The following is an 18625-nucleotide window of genomic DNA, read 5'->3' as shown; positions in this document are numbered from 1 at the left end:
TTCGTCCTTGTTCCATGGGAGACGGGGCGGAATCGGCCACATGAGCCGCATCCCGCACCCGAGCTGAGTGAAACAGTGCAAGCCGGGCAATCACAGGGGAGCCGTGCGATCCGGGCACGGGGCAGGCGGTCTGCTGGGGATGGGGAGTGACACGTTGATGGGCACGGCGGAGCGGCATCAGGCGCACCGGGGCGGTGTGGCGGCGCAGGGGGCGAAGCTGCGGGGCCCCGGAGCACCGGAGTACGACATGGCGGCGGCCGTGCCGCCGCGGGCCCGGCCGTTGTGGGTCGAGGAGCCGGCCCGGCGGCGCAGGCTGCCCGATCCGGTGCGGACCGCGGCGGTGCGGGCGGTGCTGTTCATCGCCGTGACGCTGATACAGGCGATGGTGGCGTTCCTGTGCACCATGGCGGGCTCGTGGCTGGCCTTCCCGATGGTCATCAGCAGCGTGGTCAGCACCGTCGCGGCCACGTGGGGCGCGCTCGACGTCTGGGTGACGCGTCAGGTGTGGAACCAGCGCAACGGCGTGGTGTCGACGCCGAGCAGCACGGCCCGCGCCCTGCGGCGCGAGCGGCGCCGCGCCCGGCGCCAGGCCAGGGCCGCGGAGCGCGCCCAGGCGCGGATACGCAGGCGGGGCGGTACCGGACAGCTGTCCCACCCCTGAAGCCCGGCGTTCCTGACTTCCTGAATGCCTGAGAGGCGACTGAATTCCCGGAGAGGCGTCCGCCAGGACGTCAGGACAGGGAGGGGCGGCCAGCCGCGCCGGGCCCGCCCCACCGCGCCGTCCCGTGGCTACGGGGCGCTGGGCGCCGGCCGTTTGAACATCCGGGTCGCCGTGATCTCGCTGTGCACCGCTTCCCCTTCTCCGGCCGGGGCCGGTTGCGGAAGGCCGGGGCGCAGATGTTCCTCCACCCTGATGTACTTCAGGCCCGCCCTGAGGTCGGCGTCGTTGCGCAGCCGGATGACCAGCGGGAACTCGGCGAGCGCGGTCGTGTCGAACAGACCGGTGGTGTAAAGGAGCTGGACGCCCAGCGCGTCGGACACCGCCCGCTGGAGCTCCAGCAGGTAGGTGGCGTTGGCGCGGCCGATGGGGTTGTCCAGGAACAGGGTGCCGGCGTGCCGGTGCCGGTCGCGGCCCCGGTCGTTGCTCCTGAGTGCCGCCATCGTGCAGTACAGGGCGATGGCAGCGGTCAGCAACTGGCCGCCGGAGAACACGTCGCCCATTTGCCCGACGGGGACGCGCTCGGCCCGCAGCACGGCGTCCGGCTTGAGGATCTCCACCGCGACGCCCTTGGGCTGGAGCGCGGCCGCGACCCCGCGCAGCAGCAGGGACATGCCGTCGCGCCGCAGGTCGGAGTTCTTCTTCACGGCCGCCCGCGTGGCCTCGTCGACGACCTCGCCGAGCCGCTCGGTGAGCGTGGCCTGGTCGGGCTCCTCGAAGCGGATGCGCAGGAATTCCTGCCCGGACCACTCGCCGAGCCCCTCGGGCAGCCGGGACAGCCGCTGGGCGGAGCGCAGCGTCGCGAGCGCCGACTCGACCAGGCCCCTCAGCCGGTCCACGATGGAGTCCCGGTTGCGCTCCAGCTGCGCCAACTCGTCGGTGAGGACGCGCAGTCGGGGCGCGAAGGCGTCCGCCCAGCGCTGCGCGTGCTCGGGCAGCGCGGAGGCGGGCAGCTCACGGATCTGCTGCCGGGCGGGGGTGCGGACCTGCTCGTAGCGCGTGGAGTTGGCGTGCCGGACGAGGACGTCGCTCGCCTCGCGCACCGCGGCCTCGGCGGCCGACAGATCGGCGGCGCAGCCGCGCAGCGAACGGCGCACCTCGGCGGCGGACTGCCGGGCCTCCTCCAGGCTGCCCGGATACGGCTCGGGCTGCTCCTGTTCCTCCTCGCTCGCGTGCTCGCGCATCAGGTCACGGAGCATCGCCGCCGTCTCGTCGAACCCGCTCGCCGCGTCCTCGGCGGCGCGGTGGGCCTCCAGCAGCTCGGCGTGCGCCTCCCGTGCCTGCGTCAACGCCTCGGTGCGGGAGGCGAGTTCGGCGGTCGCCGTGCGCAGCAGCGCCTGGGCGTGCTCGGCGTCGCGCGGGACGAGTTCCTCGGGCAGTTCGGTGTGCGCCTCGCCGTCCTCGGGGGCGTGCCGCTCCGCCTCGCCGCGCAGCCGGCCGAGCTGCTCGCTGGCGGTGGACATGCGGGTCTCCAGCAACTGCACGAGTTCCTCGGCACGTGCCGCGGCGGCCTGCCGGGACGGCCCGTCGGACCCGTCGGGCGACTGCAGCAACTGCTCCGCACGCGTGCGGACCTTGTTGCTCAGCCGGTCCAGCTCGGCCCGGGCCGCGCTCTCGTCGCTCTCCGCGCGGGCCTGCTCGGCCCGCAGGTCGGCGCCGACACCGACTTTCTCGTACACCTGCGACGCGGCCCGGTATGCCTCGCGCAGGGCGGGCAGGGACGTTTCGGGGGCGTCGGCGTCCGTGTCCGGTACGTCGTCGGGGGCGCCGGCGATCTCGGCGCGCTCGGCGCGCAGCGCGCGGGCGGTGCGGCGGGCGTCGTCGGCGGCCCGCTGGGCGGCGCGCCGGTCCTCGTCGGCGGCTCGGGCCCGCTCCAGGCATGCCTGGGCGCGGGCCTCCGACTCGGCGGCCTCGTCGGCGAGTTCGCGGAGCCCTGCCTGCCAGCCGGCGCGCTCGCGCAGCCGGAAGGCGAGCCCGGCGAGGGCGTCGGCGGCGCGCCGGGCCTTCTGTGCGGCCTCCTGCCGCTCGTCGCGCACCTGGGCGGCCTCGGCGGCGGCTTCGTCGGCCTCGGCCCGGACGGTACGCGCCTCCGCCAGCTCGGCCTCGGCCTCCTCGGCGAACACGCGCGCGTCGTGCGCGGCCCGCGCGAACTCGGCGAGCCGTCCGGCCGGGCAGCCCGTCCGCCAGGAGGCGAGCCGCGCCGCCAGCTCCCGGTCCTTGCCGAGGCGGGCGGCGAGAGTGCGGATCTCCCCGTCCCGCTCGGTGGCCCGGGCGCGCAGTGCCTGCCGCTCCTCGTCGGCGGCGTGCTCGTCGTGCATGGCCGGGTTCGGCGGTACGAGGAACACGTCCCCCTCACCGGCGCCGGGCGCCGGCGTCGGGGCGAGCAGCGCGGCGGCCGTGCCGACGGCCACGGCGGAGCGCGGGAGCAGGGCGGCGTCGGAGAGCGCCTCGCGGGCACGCGCGTGCGTGCCGGGGTCGGTGATGATCACGCCGTCGACCAGCTCCGGCCGCGCCGCGAGGACGCGCGCGTGGTCGGCGGGGTCGACGGCCTGGGCGAGATAGCGCCAGCCGGGCAGGGCCGGGATGCCGTGCTCACCGAGGAATTCCACGGTGGCCAGCACGTCCGGGCCGGGCGGTAGCAGTCCGCCGTCGCCGAGCGCCCCGAGGATGCGGGCGTCGTCGGCGGCTGCCGTGCGCAGGTCGAACAACTGCCGTTCGGCGGAGGCGACGGCGTCGTCGAGGAGTTCGCGCAGTTCGTCGGCGAAGCGGTCCAGTTCCTCGGGGGTGAGGGCCGCCTCGTCGTCCTCGGCCGCGGCGCGCGGGTGCGGGACCGCGGGCCGTGCGGCGCCGCTGCCACTGCCACTGCCGCTGCTGCCGGACAGGCTCAGCAGCTCCGCGAGCCGCTCCTCGGCGGCCAGTGCCTCGGCGATGCGGCGCTCGGCCTCGTAGGACCGCTGGGTGGCCGTGGCGGCGTCGGCCGCGCGGGCGGCCGTCAGCTCCGCGCGGGACTCCGCGGCGGCTGCCTCGCGCGCGTGGTCCGTGGCCCTGCGAGCGGCTTCCCGGGCGGTGTCCCAGGCAGCGACGGCCGTCTTCTCCGCGTCGCTGGCCGCGAGGGCGGCGCGGGCCGGGTCGGCGTCGGGCGCGCTGTCGTCGAGCCAGCCCGCGCGGACCGCCTCGGCGGTCTCCTGCTCGACCTCGGACAGGCGCTGCCGCAGGTGCCCGGCCTCGCTGCGGGCCCGCTGCGCGTCCGTGGCGGCGGCGGTCGAGTCGCGGTACGCCGACTCGCTGACCTCCTGGAGGGCGGCGGACCGCTCCTCCTCCTCGTTGGCGAGGGTCTCGGCCCGCTCCGCGGCCGCGTGCAGGGCCCGTACGAGGTCCACGGCGGCCTTGGCGCGGGCGGCGAGGGCGGGGGCGGCGTCCCGCTCGGCCTCCTGGATGGCGGCGGCCACGCGTGCGACACGGTCGGCGGCCGCGCGGTGCCGCAGCACGGCCTCGGCGGCCTGCCAGGCGGCGTGCAGGGTGCGCGCGTCGGCGAGTTCGCGCTTCTGCGCGGTGGCCGACTTCTCGGCCGCGGCGAGCGCCAGGGAGGCGTTGCGGTAGGCCAGTTCGGCGGCGATCAGGGCGCTGCGCCCGCGGGCGGCGTCGGAGTGCGTGACCGCGTATGCGGCGGCGGTGACGCGCTGGGCGAGGTCGGCGGCCCGTACGCGCTCCCGCACGCCCCGCGCCGACAGCCGGCGGGCCAGGGTGCGCGTGCGGCGCTCGGCGGCGGCGTGGACGTCACGCGCGCGGGCGCGGGCGTCGGCGGCCTCCACGATCCGCCCGAGCAGGTCGACCGACCCGGCGGTGAAGTCGCGTTCGGCGATCAGCTCGGCCCGGCGCCCCAGCTTGTTGCCGAAGCCGCTGACCAGGTCGGCGAGCCCGTCGGTGTCCCGGGTGTCGGTCACCGCGCGCAGCAGCAGGTCGGTGAAGTCCGAGTCCTTCTTCACCGCGAACAGGCCGGCCGCCTCGCCCTCGTCGGCGTTCATCTCCCGCTGGTAGCGGAAGAGTTCGGGGTCCAGGCCGAGGTCGCCGAGGTGCTCGATCCAGCGGTCGTGGATCTCCTCCCAGTGCACCTCCAGGTGCGGATAGGCCTTGCCCGCCTCGGTGAGGGCGTCCCGGAAACCCTTCATGGTGCGCCGCCGCCCCTGCGCGCCCGAGCTGCCCTCGACGGGCGGCCGTACGGCGGTGGACTCGGCGACGGGCAGGTTGTCGAGGCTCAGCCCGGGGCCGGGCCGGAAGGAGTACCAGGCCTCGGCGAACTTCCGCGGGTCGCTGGAGACCTGGCGTCCGCGCCACTCGCTGACCTTGCCGACGACGACGCACTCGCCGGTCTGCACGTGCTGCCACTCCAGGGCCACGTGCCCGCAGTCGTCGGCGAGGAGGAACTTGCGCAGCACGCCGGAGCTGGCGCCGCCGAGGGTGTTGCGGTGGCCCGGCAGCATCACCGAGAAGATCAGCTTCAGCAGGACCGACTTGCCGCCGCCGTTCTCCAGGAAGAGCACCCCGGCGGGTGCGGGACGGCGCGGCGGGCCGACGGGCTCGTCCTCGAAGAACTCCGCCTGGGTGGGCGCGGGGTCGGGCACGACGGCGCCCACGCCCCGCAGGTCAAGCACGGTGTCGGCGTAGCGCGCACCGGCGGGCCCGATGGAGTAGAGGCGGACCCGGGACAGCTCGTACATGGCGGACTCTCGTAAGTCTGGGGGGAGGTGCGGTGCTTCAGGAGTGGAACGGCAGCCCGGCGTCGGCCACCAGCTCCAGGTCGTCGGTGTGCTCGGCGGGCAGCAGGGTCGGCGTGCCGTCGGTCACCGGGACCACGCCCAGCTCCAGCAGCTCGGCCATCGCGGCGCTGCCCGCCATGTCCCGCACCTGGAGCTGGTAGCGGGCCGTGGTGCGGTAGGTGCCGCCGTTGTCGTCGCCGGTGCGCTGCAGGAAGCCGGAGTCGGTGAGGAAGGCGACAGCCTTGCCCACGATGCCGGTCGTGGAACCGGCGAGTCTGCGCGCGTCCTTGGTGGCGCCGGTCGCGCTGCGTCTGGCCCAGACCCGCCAGGCGGCCTCCAGGCCGGGCGTGTCGGTGGCCGGGTCGGTGTTCTCGCCCTGCTCCTCGGCCCGTTCCTCCAGCCGGCGGCAGGCCTGCCGTACGAAGGCGTCGACGCCGTTGACCGTCACGCGTCCGATGTACCCGTCGTCGGCGAGGTCCTCGGGGCGCGGGAAGGCCAGGGCGGCGACGGCGAGATGGGCCAGCCCGTGCAGGAAGCGGTCCCCGCCGTCGGCCGAGGTGCGGCGGGCGTAGTCGCTCATGCGGACGGCGAACACCGAGTCCTCGGCGGCGGTCACGGCCATTCCCGCGCGCGGGGACACCTCGAGGACGACCAGCCCGAGTCCGGCGGCCACGGCGTCCGCGAGCCGTGCGAACGGCGGGTCGTCGCGGTAGCGGCGCAGCAGCTCCGTGTACTCCTGATCGCGCGCGGGCTGCAGTTTGGGCTGCAGGCCGAAGGCGACGAGCCGCGCCGCGTCGGCGGCGTCGGCGGGCGTGACGGCGCCGTTCGCCGACGGGGCCGGGGCCGGGGCGTCCGCATCGCTCCGCTCGGCGTGCTCGGTCACGGCTGGGGCTCCTTGTCGCGCTTGTGCTCGGTCATGCTGCTTCCGTCCGGTCGGCCGCCATCCCCGCCGCGTCCAGCAGGGCCGTGCCGACTATGAGGTCGGCTCCGCCGAACTCCGGGTCGTCCAGTTCGGTCCCGTCGTCGACGGCGAACAGCAGCTTCTCCTCGCCCTGCCGGTAGGCCGTGCCCACCGGCGGGCTGGCGGCGTGGACGGCCAGCAGCGCCACCAGGTAAGGCAGGTCGGGGTCCTGACGCCGGGCCTGCGCCAGCAGTCCCGACAGCCGGCGCGGCGCGTCGGCCGGCAGGTCCAGCAGTTCCATGGCGGCGGCGAGCTGTTCCTCGCTGAAGCGGCTGTCGTCCGGGGTGGCGACGAGGTCGGGCTCCGGCATCTCGGCGCCGAGGTGCTCGCGCTCCACCGGGGGTGTCAGCAGCAGGTCGACGAGGTCACCCACCCGCACCGACGCCGGCGCGCGCAGTCCGGTCCCCCGCGCGAAGAAGGCGTCCGTGACGCGGACGGCCTGCTCCAGCGGCAACGGCAGCACCGGGGCGACCAGTTGGCCGTACAGGTCTATCCCGGACGTCGTGGTGGGTGCGGCGAAGGCCTGCCGGTCCTGCTCGGCGCGGAACAGCGGGCCGGCCTCCAGCAGGCGCGACTGCAGCTGGGTGTGGCGCCGGATGCAGTCCTTGACGATGTCGACGAGTTCGGCGGCGCGCCGCTTGTGCCCGGGGTCCTCCGTCTCGTCCCTGGCCTTGCGGATGTTGGTGAGGATCGCGTTCTCGTGGCGGTAGCGGTCGGCCACGTGGTCCAGGGCCTCGGCGATCATGTCCGGGACGGAGTTGAGCCAGTCCACCGCGCGGACGTTGCGCCGGGTGGCCTCCAGGGCTCTGCGCAGGGTCTCCGAGTACTGCACCGTGCGGTAACGGGCCTGTTCGGCGGCGAGCTGGGCGTCGGCGAGGCGTCCGCGGCTGATCAGGATCTCGAGCTTGACCTCGGCGGCGATCTGGGCGCTGGTGACATCGGTGTCCAGGGCGCCGACCAGGACGTTGACCGCCTCGTCCGTGGTGCGCAGGTAGACGGTGCCGCCGGGGCCCGGGACCTCCTCGACCAGCTTGAAGTCGTAGTCGCGGCGGACGTAGCTGCCGTCCGGCGCGAAGGTGCCGTACACGGCCCGGAAGCCGCGGTCGACGCTGCCGACGTTGATCAGGTTCTCCAGCACCCAGCGGGCCACGCGCTCGTGCTCGGCGACCGGGCGCTGCGGGGCCTGCGCGGCGATGCGGGGGACGAGGCGGGCGACGATCTGCTCGTGGTCGGCGCCGGTGTCGAAGTCCATGTTCAGCGTGACCAGGTCGATGGCGGCGAGGGCCACCTCCGCCATGCCGTAGACCGAGTACTCGCCCGCGAGGCTGCCCTTGCGGGCGTCGAGGTCGTGCAGCGGCGCGGTGCAGGCGAGCGCGCGCAGCCGCCGCGCCAGCCCCTCGTCGGCGGCCGGGCCCGGCGCGGGGCGCGGCCCCGCGCTGAGCTGGGGCGGAACGCTGTCCGTCGATGCTGGCGAAGTCACGGTGCACAGACTAGGTCCTCGGTCTGACAACGACCCAAACGGCGCGGATCGCCGCCCGCGGCGGGCCGGGCGGCCACCGGTCGTGCGTCGTGCGCGAACCGGCGGGGGCCGGTCGCGCGGTACCCCGCGCCCCATCGCGCGGTACCCCGCGCAGCGTCGCGCGGTACCCCGCGCCCCTACGGGAGGGCTTCGCCCTCCCCGACCCTCCGGCGGTACACATCGACCACCCGCTCCAGCGAGTCGGTGAGGTACACCGCGAGCAGTCTCTCGGCCTCGCACCGGTCGCCCTCCCGCAACGCCTGGAGGATCTGCCGGTTGCGGGCGAGGTAGGGCTCGTGCAGCCGCCTCGGCTCGTCCACGAGGTGGAAGGCGAGGCGCAGTTCGGCGAAGACACTGCGCATCAGCTCGTCGGTGCGGGCGCTGCCGGCGAGGGCGACGAGTTCCCGGTGGAAGTGGATGTTGGCGGTGCCCAGGCCTTTCCAGTCACCTTCGCGCGCCGCCCGCTCGCCCTCCTCGACCGCCTCGGTGAGCCCGTCCAGGGCGTAGGGCGGCTCGCCGAGGCCGCGGACGACGGCGCACTCGACTAGGCCGCGGGTGCGGTAGATGTCCTCCACGTCCTCGACGGTCAGCACCCGCACGAAGACGCCCCGGTTGAGCTCGTGGACGAGCAGGCGTTCGTGCGTGAGCAGCCGGAACGCCTCCCGCAGCGTGTTGCGGGAGACCCCGAGCGCGCCGCCGATGCTGTCTTCCGACAGCCGGGTCCCGGGCGGGAAGAACCCCTCGGCGATGCGGCTTCTGAGGATGTCCGAGACCCGCTCCGCGGTGCTGGTGCGCCCCAGGAGGGCCCGGTCCTCGGCCAGGGAGGTCAGCTGCTCTGCCATGCCGGAATTCAATCGCAGAGAACAAGAACGTAACAACATGAGTATTGAGGGATCGTTGAACAATCCTCTACGGTGCTCCTGCGTGGCGCCGTTCCTCAGTACGGCGCCACCGCTTCCCGCACACGCACGGCACGGCACAGCACGGCACGGCACGGCACGGCTCAGTTCCGCACCCTTCGTCCTCCCTCTGCGAGGTGCCCATGAGCACGACCCCTCCACCGCAGGCCCTGGCCACCGGCCCGCGAGCCGCCGAACTCACCCGCGACGACGGCGCGCTGGGCTGGCTGCGCGCGCTCGGCCCGCGCGGCCGCCGCGCCTTCGCCGGCGCGTTCGGCGGCTATGCCCTGGACTCCTACGACTACTTCACGCTGCCGCTGAGCATGGTCGCGCTGGCCGCGTACTTCGGTCTGGACAGCGGTCAGACCGGCCTGTTCACCACCGTCACGCTCGTGGTCTCCGCGGTCGGCGGCGCCCTCGCGGGCGTGGTGGCGGACCGGGTCGGCCGGGTCAGGGCGCTGATGATCACGGTGATCACGTACGCCGTCTTCACCGTCGCCTGCGGTTTCGCGCCGAACTACGAGACACTGCTGGTCTTCCGGGCCCTGCAGGGCCTCGGCTTCGGCGGCGAGTGGGCGGTCGGCGCGATCCTGGTCGCCGAGTACGCGAGCGCCAGGCACCGCGGCCGTACGCTCGGCGCGGTCCAGAGTTCCTGGGCCGCCGGCTGGGCGCTGGCCGCGATCGTGTACACGCTGGTCTTCTCGTTCGCCGGCGACGACCTGGCCTGGCGCATCATGTTCTGGACGGGCGCGCTGCCCGCGCTGCTGGTGATCTGGATGCGGCGGCGGGTGCACGACGCCCCGCAGGCGGTCGCCGTACGCGCACACAGCCCGCGGAAGGGCTCGTTCGCGGCGATCTTCAAGCCCGGTCTGCTGCGCACCACCGTCTTCGCGGGCCTGCTGTCCACCGGCGTCCAGGGCGGCTACTACACGCTCGCCACCTGGGTGCCGACGTACCTGAAGACCGAGCGCGACCTGTCGGTCGTCGGCACCGGCGGGTACCTGACGTTCCTGATCTCCGGCGCCTTCCTCGGCTACCTGACCGGCGGCTACCTCACCGACCGGCTGGGCCGCCGGCGCAACATCTGGCTGTTCGCCCTGTTGTCGGCCGTCTGCATCCTGGCGTACGCGAACATCCCGAGCGGGGCGAACGCCCTGCTGCTGGTGCTCGGCTTCCCGCTCGGGTTCTGCATGTCGGCGATCTTCAGCGGCTTCGGCTCCTACCTGAGCGAGCTGTACCCGACGGCGGTACGCGGCACGGGGCAGGGCTTCACGTACAACACCGGACGCGCGGTGGGCGCGGTCTTCCCCACCACCGTCGGCTTCCTGGCCGACAGCTGGGGCGTGGGCGGCGCGCTGGTGTTCGGCGCGACCGGCTACGGCATCGCCGCGCTGGCGCTGCTCGGGCTGCCGGAGACGCGCGGGAAGGAGCTCTCGTGAACCAGACCGAGGACCGACCGCTGACCCTGATCGACGCGCACGCGCACGCGTGGAGCCCGAAAACCGCCCGGGCCCGCTTCCGCCAGGGGCTCACGGGCCCCACCGCCGGGGTCGCCGCCGGTCACACCCAGGCGAACCTGATCTCGGTGCCCGCCGAATGGGCGTACGACATGCTGTTGTTCTGCCAGCGCAACCCCAAGCCCTGCCCGGTGCTCGACGTGACGGACGCCGGCTCGTACACGACCGTCCTCGCGGACGGCGCGGACCTGCGCACCGACCTGCCGCGCTACCGGGTGTGGCAGGACGGTGAGCTGGTGGCGGAGCCCACGGACGTGCGCGCGCACTGGCGCGAGGACCTGGTGTCGTTCCTGATCGGCTGCAGCTTCACCTTCGAGTGGGCGCTGACCGGGGCGGGCGTCCCGATCCGCCATGTCGAGCAGGGCCGCAACGTGCCGATGTACGTGACCGGCCGTCCGTGCCGTCCGGCGGGGCGGCTGCACGGCCCGATGGTGGTGTCCATGCGCCCGGTGCCGCCGGAGCACCTGGCGGCGGCGATCCGGGAGAGCAGCCTGCTGCCGGCAGTGCACGGCAGCCCCGTACACTGCGGCGATCCCGCCGGGCTCGGCATCGACGACCTCGGCCGGCCCGACTTCGGCGACCCGGTGGACGCCGAGCCGGACGACATACCGGTGTTCTGGGCCTGCGGTGTGACCCCGCAGGCGGCGGTGATGGCCTCGCGTCCGCCGTTCGCCATCACCCACGCGCCGGGACAGATGTTCCTCACCGACGCCCGCGACGAGCAGTACCGCGTGGCCTGAAAAACCGAGTGGTCCGGGAAACCGCGTGGCCTGAGAAGCCGCGTGGCCTGAGAAGGAGACACGAAGGATCCATGACACCCATCGATCTGAACGCCGACCTCGGCGAGGGCTTCGGCCGCTGGCAGCTCACCGACGACGAACAGCTGCTGTCGGTCGTCACCAGCGCCAACGTGGCCTGCGGCTTCCACGCCGGGGACGCGGCCACCATGCGGCGGGTGTGCGAGCTGGCGGCCGACCGCGGCGTCCGGATCGGCGCCCAGGTCTCCTACCGCGACCTGGCCGGGTTCGGGCGGCGCGCCATGGACGTGCCGCCCGAGGAGCTCGCGGCGGAGGTGGCGTACCAGATCGGCGCCCTGGAGGTCTTCGCGCGGGCGGCGGGCACGCGCGTGTCCTACGTCAAGCCGCACGGCGCGCTCTACAACCGCGTCGTGCACGACCAGGAGCAGGCGGAGGCCGTCGTGGACGGCGTGCTGCTGGCCGACGCCACGCTGCCGGTGCTCGGCCTGCCCGGCTCGCGCCTGCTGGAGCTGGCCGGGAAGGCGGGGCTGGAGACCGTCACGGAGGCGTTCGCCGACCGCGCGTACACCGAGGAGGGCACGCTCGTGCCGCGCGGCCGGGACGGCGCCGTCGTCACCGACCCGGAGGCCGTCGTGGAACGCTCGTTGGCGCTGGCCCGGTTCGGGACGGTCACCTCCCACTCCGGCGCCCGCGTCGACGTACGCGCGCGTTCCCTGTGCCTGCACGGGGACACGCCCGGCGCCGTGGAGCTGGCCCGGCGGGTGCGGCAGCGTCTGCAGGAGTCGGGCGTGCGGGTGGAGGCCTTCGCATGAGGGTGCTGCCCGTCGGCGACAGCGCCCTGCTCGTCGAGGTGTCCTCGGACGAGGAGGCCCGGGCGCTGCACGCGGAGCTGTCGCGCCGCCGCGCCGACGGCGCGCTGTCGGCCCGCGAGATCGTCCCCGCGGCCCGCACCGTGCTCCTCGACGGACTCGACGAACCGGAGCGGCTGGCCCGGGAACTCGCCGCGGCCGACGTCCCTCCCGCTCCCCCGCGCACGCGTGCCGCCGTCGAGATCCCGGTGCGCTACGACGGCCCCGACCTCGCCGACGTCGCCGAGCACTGGGGCGTCTCGGCGCGGGAGGCGGCCCGGATCCACGCGGAGACCGAGTTCAGCGTCGCCTTCTGCGGGTTCGCGCCCGGCTTCGGCTACCTCACCGGCCTGCCGCCGCGCTACGACGTCCCGCGCCGGGCCGCCCCGCGCACGGCCGTCCCGGCCGGTTCGGTGGCGCTGGCGGGCCCGTACACGGGCGTGTACCCGCGCTCGTCGCCGGGCGGCTGGCAGCTGATCGGGCGGACGGACACCGTGCTGTGGGACCACACGCGGGTGCCGGCCGCGCTGCTGTCGCCGGGCACCCGGGTGCGCTTCGTCCCGGTGGGGTGCCCATGACGGACCGCGCACTCGTCGTCGTCCGGGCCGGCGCGCTGACCACCGTGCAGGACCAGGGGCGTCCCGGACACGCCCACCTCGGCGTGCCCCGCTCCGGTGCGCTGGACGGGCCCGCGGCGGCGCTCGTCAACCGGCTGGTCGGCAACCGGCCCGAGGCGGCCGTCCTGGAGACCACCGTCACCGGCTGCGCGCTGCGGCCGCGTTCGGCGGTCACGGTGGCCGTCGCGGGCGCACCCTGCCCGGTCACGGTGGACGGCCGGCCGGTGTCCTGGGGCGCGCCCGTGCGGGTGCCCGCCGGCGCGGTCCTGGACGTCGGAACCGTCACTTCGGGCGTACGCGGCTACGTGGCCGTCTCCGGCGGCGTCGCCGTCGAGCCGGTGCTCGGCAGCCGCTCCACGGACCTGCTGTCCGGGCTGGGCCCGGCGCCGCTCACGGACGGCGCGGTGCTACCCCTGGGGATGCCGGAGAGCCCGCCCGCGCGCGTGGACTTCGCCCCGTGCCCGGCGCCACCCACCGAGGTCGTCCTGCGCGTGACGCCGGGACCCCGCGACGACTGGTTCACGCCGGAGGCGGTCCGCGCCTTCACCTCCCGCACGTTCCGGGTGTCTGCCGCCAGCAACCGCATCGGACTGCGCACGGAGGGGCCTGCCCTGGAACGTGCCGTGCCCGGCGAACTGCCCAGCGAGGGCATGGTGCTGGGGGCGGTCCAGGTGCCGCCGGACGGCAGGCCCGTGGTCTTCCTGGCCGACCACCCGACCACCGGGGGCTACCCGGTGATCGGGGTCGTCCGCGTCGGCGATCTCCCGCGGACGGCACAGGCGGCGCCGGGCACACCGGTGCGTTTCGTGGCGGTACGGCGGCGCTGAGGCGTCCCCGTACCGCCGCGTCCCCGTACCGCCGTACCGCCGCGTCCCCGTACCGCCGTACCGCCGCGTCCCCGTACCGCCGTACCGCCGCGTCCCCGTACCGCCGCGTCCCCGTACCGCCGTACCGCCGCGTCCCCGTACCGCCGCGCCTCCGCGCCTCCGCGCCTCCGCGCCTGAGTCGTACTACGACGCGCTCCCTGTCACACCGCGTCCCGGGTCACACGGCGTCCGCCCGCTCCGTCGCCGACAGCGCGGCCAGTGCCGCCGACACCGCCGCCGACGCCCGCGTGTCGAGGCGGGCGCCGGTGCCCCGCGCGCGGTGGCGCATCTCGTCGGCGGCCAGCCGCAGCAGCTGCGGCAGCAGGTCGGTGCACCGCCGGGCCACCCAGCCGGTGCCCGAGGTGGCCAGCCACCACAGGTTCGCCGACCGGGTGGGCGCCGGGGATTCCGGCTCGGCCGAGGGCGCGGCCCCCGTGGCGAGGCCCGCCTCGGCGAGCAGTGCGTGAAAGCGCACGGCCAGTGCCCGGTGACCCCGCTCGCCGGGATGCAGCCGGTCCACGCTCCACATCGCGCGGTCGGTGAGCCAGGCGCCCTCGCACGCGTGCAGATGCACGGCGCCGTAACGGTCGGAGAGGGCGTGGACGACCCGGTTGACCGCGCGCTGCCGCCGGGCCAGCGGACGGGCCAGCGCTCCCGGCAGCCCGAGCATCGCGCCGGGGTCGGGCAGGCAGGCCGTGAGCAGCACCGCGCCCTGGCCGGTGAACGCGGCGTACACCTCGTCGAGCCGTCCGGCCACGGCGCGGATGTCGAAGGTGCGGCGCAGGGTGTCGTTGACCCCGACGACCACCGACACGACGTCGGGCCGCAGGGCCAGGCCCGCCGGCGTCTGCCGCTGAAGCACCTCCCGGGTCTGGGCGCCGCTGACGGCGAGGTTGGTGAACGCAACGCCGTCCTCGGCGAGCCCGTCGGCCAGCAGCGCGGCCCAGCCGCGCCACCCGCCGCCGACGGGATCGCCCACCCCCTCGGTCAGCGAGTCGCCGAGGGCGACGAAACGCAGGGGTGCCATGTCACACTCCCGGCACGTGAGGACGCACCGGCATCGTCGCGTCGTGCGCGGCCAGGAACGCGTCGACGGCCGTGTCCCAGCCGAAGCACTCCGCACGCGCGCGTGCGGCCTCGCGCCGTGCCCGTTCGGGGAGGTCCAGGAGCATCTCGACGGCGTCCGCGAAGGCGTCGCCCCGGTCGGCCGCGACGGCTCCCGCGGGCCCGATGACCTCGGGCAGCGCGGAGGATGCGCTGGCCACCACGGGCGTCCCGCACGCCATGGCCTCCAGCGCGGCGAGCCCGAAGGTCTCGGCGGGCCCGGGTGCCAGGCACACGTCGGCGACCGCCTGCAGGGCGCCGAGCGCCCCGCGGTCGCCGACGTGACCGAGGAAGGTGACCGGCAGCCCCCGCTCACGAGCCCGGAGTTCGAGGCGCGGGCGCAGCGGCCCGTCCCCGGCCACCACGAGCACCGCCTTCCTGCCCCGCCGCAGCAGCGCCTCCAGGGTGTCCAGCGCCGTGCCGGGGCGCTTCTCGACCGACAGCCGGGTGCACGTCACGAGCAGCGTCTCGGCCACGTGCGCGTACCGGGCCCGCAGCCCCGCGTCCCACAGCGCGGGGTGCCGCTCCACCAGGTCGACGCCCAGCGGGGCCCGTACGACGTTGCGCGCGCCGATCCGCACGAACTCCCGCTCGGCGAACTCCGTCGTGCACACCACGCGTGCGTACGTGTGCGCCGTGCGGACGTTGAGGGCGTCGGCGGCGCGCCGGGCGGCGCCCTCCGGCACGCCCCAGGTGCGCAGCACGCCGTCCGCCGTCTCGTGGGACACCATCACGGCGGGCACCCGGGCGCGCCGGGCCCACCTGCCGGTCCACCGGAGGGTCGTGCGGTCGGACACCTCCAGGCGGTCGGGCGCCAGTTCCTCCAGCAGCCGCGCCACGCGCCGCCTGTCGGTGAGCACGCGGTATCCGCCCGTGCCCGGCAGCAGCGGCCCGGGCAGGGTGATCACCCGCCCCTGCTCGGTCTCCCGGTCGTCGGCGCGTTCGCCCGGCACGACGAGGACGGGGTCGTGCCCGGCGGCCCGGAAGCCCTTGCCCAGCTCGCGCAGGGCGGTACGCAGCCCGCCGGACGCGGGTGCGACGAAGTTGGCCAGCCGCACGATCCGCAGCGAGGTCATACCGCCACCGCCGTTCTGCGGGCGGCGAGCACGGCCCGGTAGTGCTCGATCAGCTGGTCGCCGACGGCCACCCAGGTGCGCCCCTCGACGGTGGCGCGCGCGGCGGCGCCGTAGGCGGCCCGTGTCCCGGGTTCGGCGGCCAGGGCCCGTACGGCGTCCCGTACCGCGTCCGCGTCGCGCGGCGGCACCAGGAGCCCGGTGCTCCCGTGGGCGACCAGGTCGAGGGGCCCGCCGGCCGCGGGCGCGACGACGGGCACGCCGCTCGCCATGGCCTCCTGCACGGTCTGGCAGAAGGTCTCGAAGGGACCTGTGTGGACGAAGACGTCCAGCGAGGCGAAGATCCGGGCGAGGTCGTCGCCGGTGCGACGGCCCAGGAAGACGGCGCCCGGCAGTTGCTGCCGCAGGACGGGCAGGCTCGGCCCGTCGCCGGTCACGACGACGCGGACGCCCGGCAGGCCGCAGACACCGGCCAGCAGTTCGACCTGTTTCTCGGGGGCGAGCCGTCCGACGTAGCCGACGATCAGCTCACCGTCCGGGGCGAGTTCGCGGCGCAGCGCCTCGTCGCGCAGGTCGGGGCGGAAGCGGACGGTGTCCACGCCGCGCGGCCACAGCCGCACCCGGGGCACGCCGTGCGCCTCCAGGTCGTGCAGGGCCGCGCTGGAGGGCGCGAGGGTGAGGTCGGCCGCGGAGTGGACGGAGCGGATCCGCCGCCAGGCCGCGGCCTCGCCGGCGCCCATGTAGGTGCGGGCGTATCCGGCCAGGTCGGTCTGGTAGACGGCCACGGCGGGCACGCCGAACCGGGCCGCGGCGGCCATGCCGCGGACGCCGAGGACGAAGGGGCTCGCCAGGTGGACGACGTCGGCACGGTGCTCGACGAGGGCCGCAGCGAGACGCCTGCTGGGAAGGGCGACGCGCACCTGGGGGTAGCCGGGCAGCGGGAGGGAGGGGACACGGACGACGGGGCACGGCGCGAGGGCGTCGAACTCGGTCCCGTCGGGCTTGTTCCCGGGGGCGGGGGCAGGGGCGGGGGCGACGACGACAGGGGTGTGACCGCGATCTACGAGGTGCCGGGCGGTCTGGAGCGCGCAGTGTGCCACGCCGTTCACGTCGGGGGGAAAGGATTCGGTCACGATGACGACACGCATACGGGTGTTCTCGCCGGACCGGACGTGCCCGCGTCAACGTGGATCTTTCCGGGCGAGGAACGTCCCATGAGCGTTGCGAGCCGCGCCCCCGCGGGTCAGGCCGTGTCCACGACCGCCTGACCCGCGGGTCACCCGTCGTTCATCCGCGGGCCGCGCCGGCGCCCGGCCGGCGGCCGGGCGACCGGTTCACCCGGCACGGCTCACCAGCCCGCGCGCACACGCCTCGGCAGACGCCTCGGCAGACGCCTCGGCAGACGCCCCGGCTCACACGCCGGCTCCGTCGGGTCCGATGCGGCTGCGCACGGCGGTCTGGACCTCGGCCTCCTCGGCCGGGTCGGCGGCGAGCCGGCGGAGTCGTTCGACGACGCGGGCGTCTCCGGTCTCGGCATGCCGGGCGGCGATCTCGCGGGTGGACTCCTCGCAGTCCCACAGGCACTCGACGGCGAAGCCGGCCGGGAAGGAGGGGTCGGTGGCGGCCAGGGCGCGTGCGGCCCGGCCGCGCAGATGGGAGGAGGCGGTCTCGCGGTAGACATGGCGGAGCACGGGGGCGGCGCAGGCGATGCCGAGCCGGCCGGCGCCGTCGACGAGGGTCCACAGGGTGGGCGCGTCGGGCCCCTCGCCGCGTACGGCCTCGCGCAGCGCCCCGAGGACGAGGTCCTTGTCCCGGGTCCCGCCCCGGCAGGCGAGCACCCGGCCGGCGGCGGCGCCCAGCGGGTCGGGCCGGTGGGCCCAGCCGCGCGCCCGGTCGACGGCGGCGACACCGCTCATCCGCTCGAAGGCGTCCACGGCGGCCTCCGCGACGGCCGCGGAGCCGGTGACCACCGCGCCCTCGATCAGGTCCAGGGCAGCCGGATCGTTGCGGTCGGCGAGGTAGCGCAGGGCGGCGCAGCGGGCTCCGTCGGCGCCGCCGACGGCGGCCCGGAGGATCTCGGGCCGGTCCTCGGGACCCGCCACGGCCATCAGGCAGCGGGCGGCCGGGACGTGCAGCGCGGCGCCGCGTTCGGTGCCCTGCTGAGCCCAGTCGAGGACGGCCTGCACGCTCCACCCGGGTCGGGGCCCGGTCGGTCGCAGCTGCCGCTGCCAGCGGTCGAAACAGCCGGCCTCCTGGGCGGCACGCACGCGCGTGGCGATGGATTCCCGGGGATCCTCGGCCCACAGCCGCCAGGGCCGGGGCTCGAAGGCGTCGCGCACGGCGGCGGCCAGTTCGGCCTCGCCCTCCGGGTCGGTGGCGAAGCGCGCCAGCACGGGCGCCGCGAGGGCCCGCAGGCCCGCGTCGTCGTCGCGCAGCGCCAGCTCGTCCAGGGCCCAGGCCCAGTTGGCGCCGGAGGCCGCGTATCGGCGCAGCAGCAGGAGGGCGTCCCGGCTGCCGTAGGAGGCGAGGTGACCGAGCACGGCCAGCGCGAGGCCGGTGCGGGACTCGTCGGTGTCGAAGACGTCCTCGGTGTCGAAGAGGTGTGCCTCGATCTCGTCCAGCTCGCCGTTGAGGTCGAGGAAGAGACGGGCGTAGTACAGGGAGCGGTTCTCCACCTGCCAGTCGTGGCGGGGGTCGCGCAGCACACAGTGGTTCAGGGCCGCCAGCGCTTCCGCGCGGGGGGCGGTGAGTGCGTGCAGCGTCCCGTCGCCGCGGCCCCGCTGGAGCAGGCCGAGCAGGGTACCGCTGGGCGCTATGACCGGATCGAACATGGGAAACAGCCTCACATCAAGCGTCGACGCAACCGGGGACGTGCACTACCTGGCCGCGTGACAACACGTCGGGGCGCCCGCCGTTTCCTGCTTGCTGTAGACCATCTTCCTCTGCCTCTCGTCGGTGGCCCATGCGGACCGCATCACGGTCCGCGCG

At 75.3% G+C, this 18625-nt stretch carries 14 protein-coding genes; 6 read left to right on the top strand and 8 right to left on the bottom strand.

Annotated elements, in window-relative coordinates:
• Window positions 1-139 precede the first annotated feature (139 nt).
• The gene (locus tag AB0G63_RS18230; RefSeq protein ID WP_360751017.1) at window positions 140-661 is read left to right on the top strand and encodes a hypothetical protein; all 522 of its coding nucleotides are present in this window, start codon (window positions 140-142) and stop codon (window positions 659-661) included.
• Window positions 662-789: 128 nt separating this feature from the next.
• Here AB0G63_RS18230 and AB0G63_RS18225 read toward each other — a convergent pair whose 3' ends face one another.
• The 4 genes from AB0G63_RS18225 to AB0G63_RS18210 all read right to left on the bottom strand — a co-directional run bounded on the left by AB0G63_RS18225 (window position 790) and on the right by AB0G63_RS18210 (window position 8797).
• The gene (locus AB0G63_RS18225; protein ID WP_360751015.1) at window positions 790-5436 is read right to left on the bottom strand and encodes a hypothetical protein; all 4647 of its coding nucleotides are present in this window, start codon (window positions 5434-5436) and stop codon (window positions 790-792) included.
• A gap of 37 nt (window positions 5437-5473) precedes the next feature.
• The gene (locus AB0G63_RS18220) at window positions 5474-6358 is read right to left on the bottom strand and encodes a hypothetical protein (protein WP_360751013.1); all 885 of its coding nucleotides are present in this window, start codon (window positions 6356-6358) and stop codon (window positions 5474-5476) included.
• A 31-nt stretch (window positions 6359-6389) separates the two neighbouring features.
• Window positions 6390-7916: a hypothetical protein gene (locus AB0G63_RS18215; protein ID WP_360751011.1), complete on the bottom strand. Its 1527-nt coding sequence runs from the start codon at window positions 7914-7916 to the stop codon at window positions 6390-6392.
• A 176-nt stretch (window positions 7917-8092) separates the two neighbouring features.
• Window positions 8093-8797 carry a GntR family transcriptional regulator gene (locus AB0G63_RS18210; protein ID WP_360751009.1) on the bottom strand — a complete coding sequence of 235 codons (705 nt, stop codon included), beginning with the start codon at window positions 8795-8797 and terminating at the stop codon, window positions 8093-8095.
• 200 nt (window positions 8798-8997) lie between these two features.
• Here AB0G63_RS18210 and AB0G63_RS18205 point away from each other — a divergent pair, with 200 nt between their 5' ends.
• From AB0G63_RS18205 to AB0G63_RS18185, 5 genes are all read left to right on the top strand, one after another.
• The gene (locus AB0G63_RS18205) at window positions 8998-10293 is read left to right on the top strand and encodes an MFS transporter (protein ID WP_360751007.1); all 1296 of its coding nucleotides are present in this window, start codon (window positions 8998-9000) and stop codon (window positions 10291-10293) included.
• Window positions 10290-11111 carry a putative hydro-lyase gene (locus AB0G63_RS18200; RefSeq protein ID WP_360751005.1) on the top strand — a complete coding sequence of 274 codons (822 nt, stop codon included), beginning with the start codon at window positions 10290-10292 and terminating at the stop codon, window positions 11109-11111. Before AB0G63_RS18205 ends, AB0G63_RS18200 begins: the two co-directional genes overlap by 4 nt.
• Before the next feature lie 71 nt (window positions 11112-11182).
• Window positions 11183-11941, top strand: a complete 759-nt coding sequence (locus AB0G63_RS18195; protein WP_360751003.1) for a 5-oxoprolinase subunit PxpA — start codon at window positions 11183-11185, stop codon at window positions 11939-11941.
• Window positions 11938-12555, top strand: a complete 618-nt coding sequence (locus tag AB0G63_RS18190) for an allophanate hydrolase subunit 1 (RefSeq protein ID WP_360751001.1) — start codon at window positions 11938-11940, stop codon at window positions 12553-12555. The genes AB0G63_RS18195 and AB0G63_RS18190 overlap by 4 nt, the downstream gene beginning before the upstream one ends.
• Window positions 12552-13421 carry a biotin-dependent carboxyltransferase family protein gene (locus AB0G63_RS18185; RefSeq protein ID WP_360750999.1) on the top strand — a complete coding sequence of 290 codons (870 nt, stop codon included), beginning with the start codon at window positions 12552-12554 and terminating at the stop codon, window positions 13419-13421. The genes AB0G63_RS18190 and AB0G63_RS18185 overlap by 4 nt, the downstream gene beginning before the upstream one ends.
• A gap of 217 nt (window positions 13422-13638) precedes the next feature.
• Here the strand turns inward: AB0G63_RS18185 and AB0G63_RS18180 are convergent, their stop codons facing one another.
• From AB0G63_RS18180 to AB0G63_RS18165, 4 genes are all read right to left on the bottom strand, one after another.
• A complete protein-coding gene (locus AB0G63_RS18180; RefSeq protein WP_360750997.1) occupies window positions 13639-14487 on the bottom strand; it encodes an SGNH/GDSL hydrolase family protein in 849 nt (282 codons plus the stop codon).
• Window position 14488: 1 nt separating this feature from the next.
• Window positions 14489-15640 carry a glycosyltransferase gene (locus tag AB0G63_RS18175; protein ID WP_360750995.1) on the bottom strand — a complete coding sequence of 384 codons (1152 nt, stop codon included), beginning with the start codon at window positions 15638-15640 and terminating at the stop codon, window positions 14489-14491.
• Window positions 15637-16785, bottom strand: coding sequence for a glycosyltransferase family 1 protein (locus AB0G63_RS18170; protein WP_360750994.1), 1149 nt, complete (start codon window positions 16783-16785; stop codon window positions 15637-15639). Before AB0G63_RS18170 ends, AB0G63_RS18175 begins: the two co-directional genes overlap by 4 nt.
• A gap of 264 nt (window positions 16786-17049) precedes the next feature.
• Window positions 17050-18468, bottom strand: a complete 1419-nt coding sequence (locus AB0G63_RS18165; protein WP_360750992.1) for a HEAT repeat domain-containing protein — start codon at window positions 18466-18468, stop codon at window positions 17050-17052.
• Window positions 18469-18625: the final 157 nt, after the last annotated feature.

Source organism: Streptomyces sp. NPDC020996, from assembly GCF_040641355.1.
GTDB lineage: Bacteria > Actinomycetota > Actinomycetes > Streptomycetales > Streptomycetaceae > Streptomyces.
This window is presented reverse-complemented; position numbering and strand designations above follow the sequence as displayed.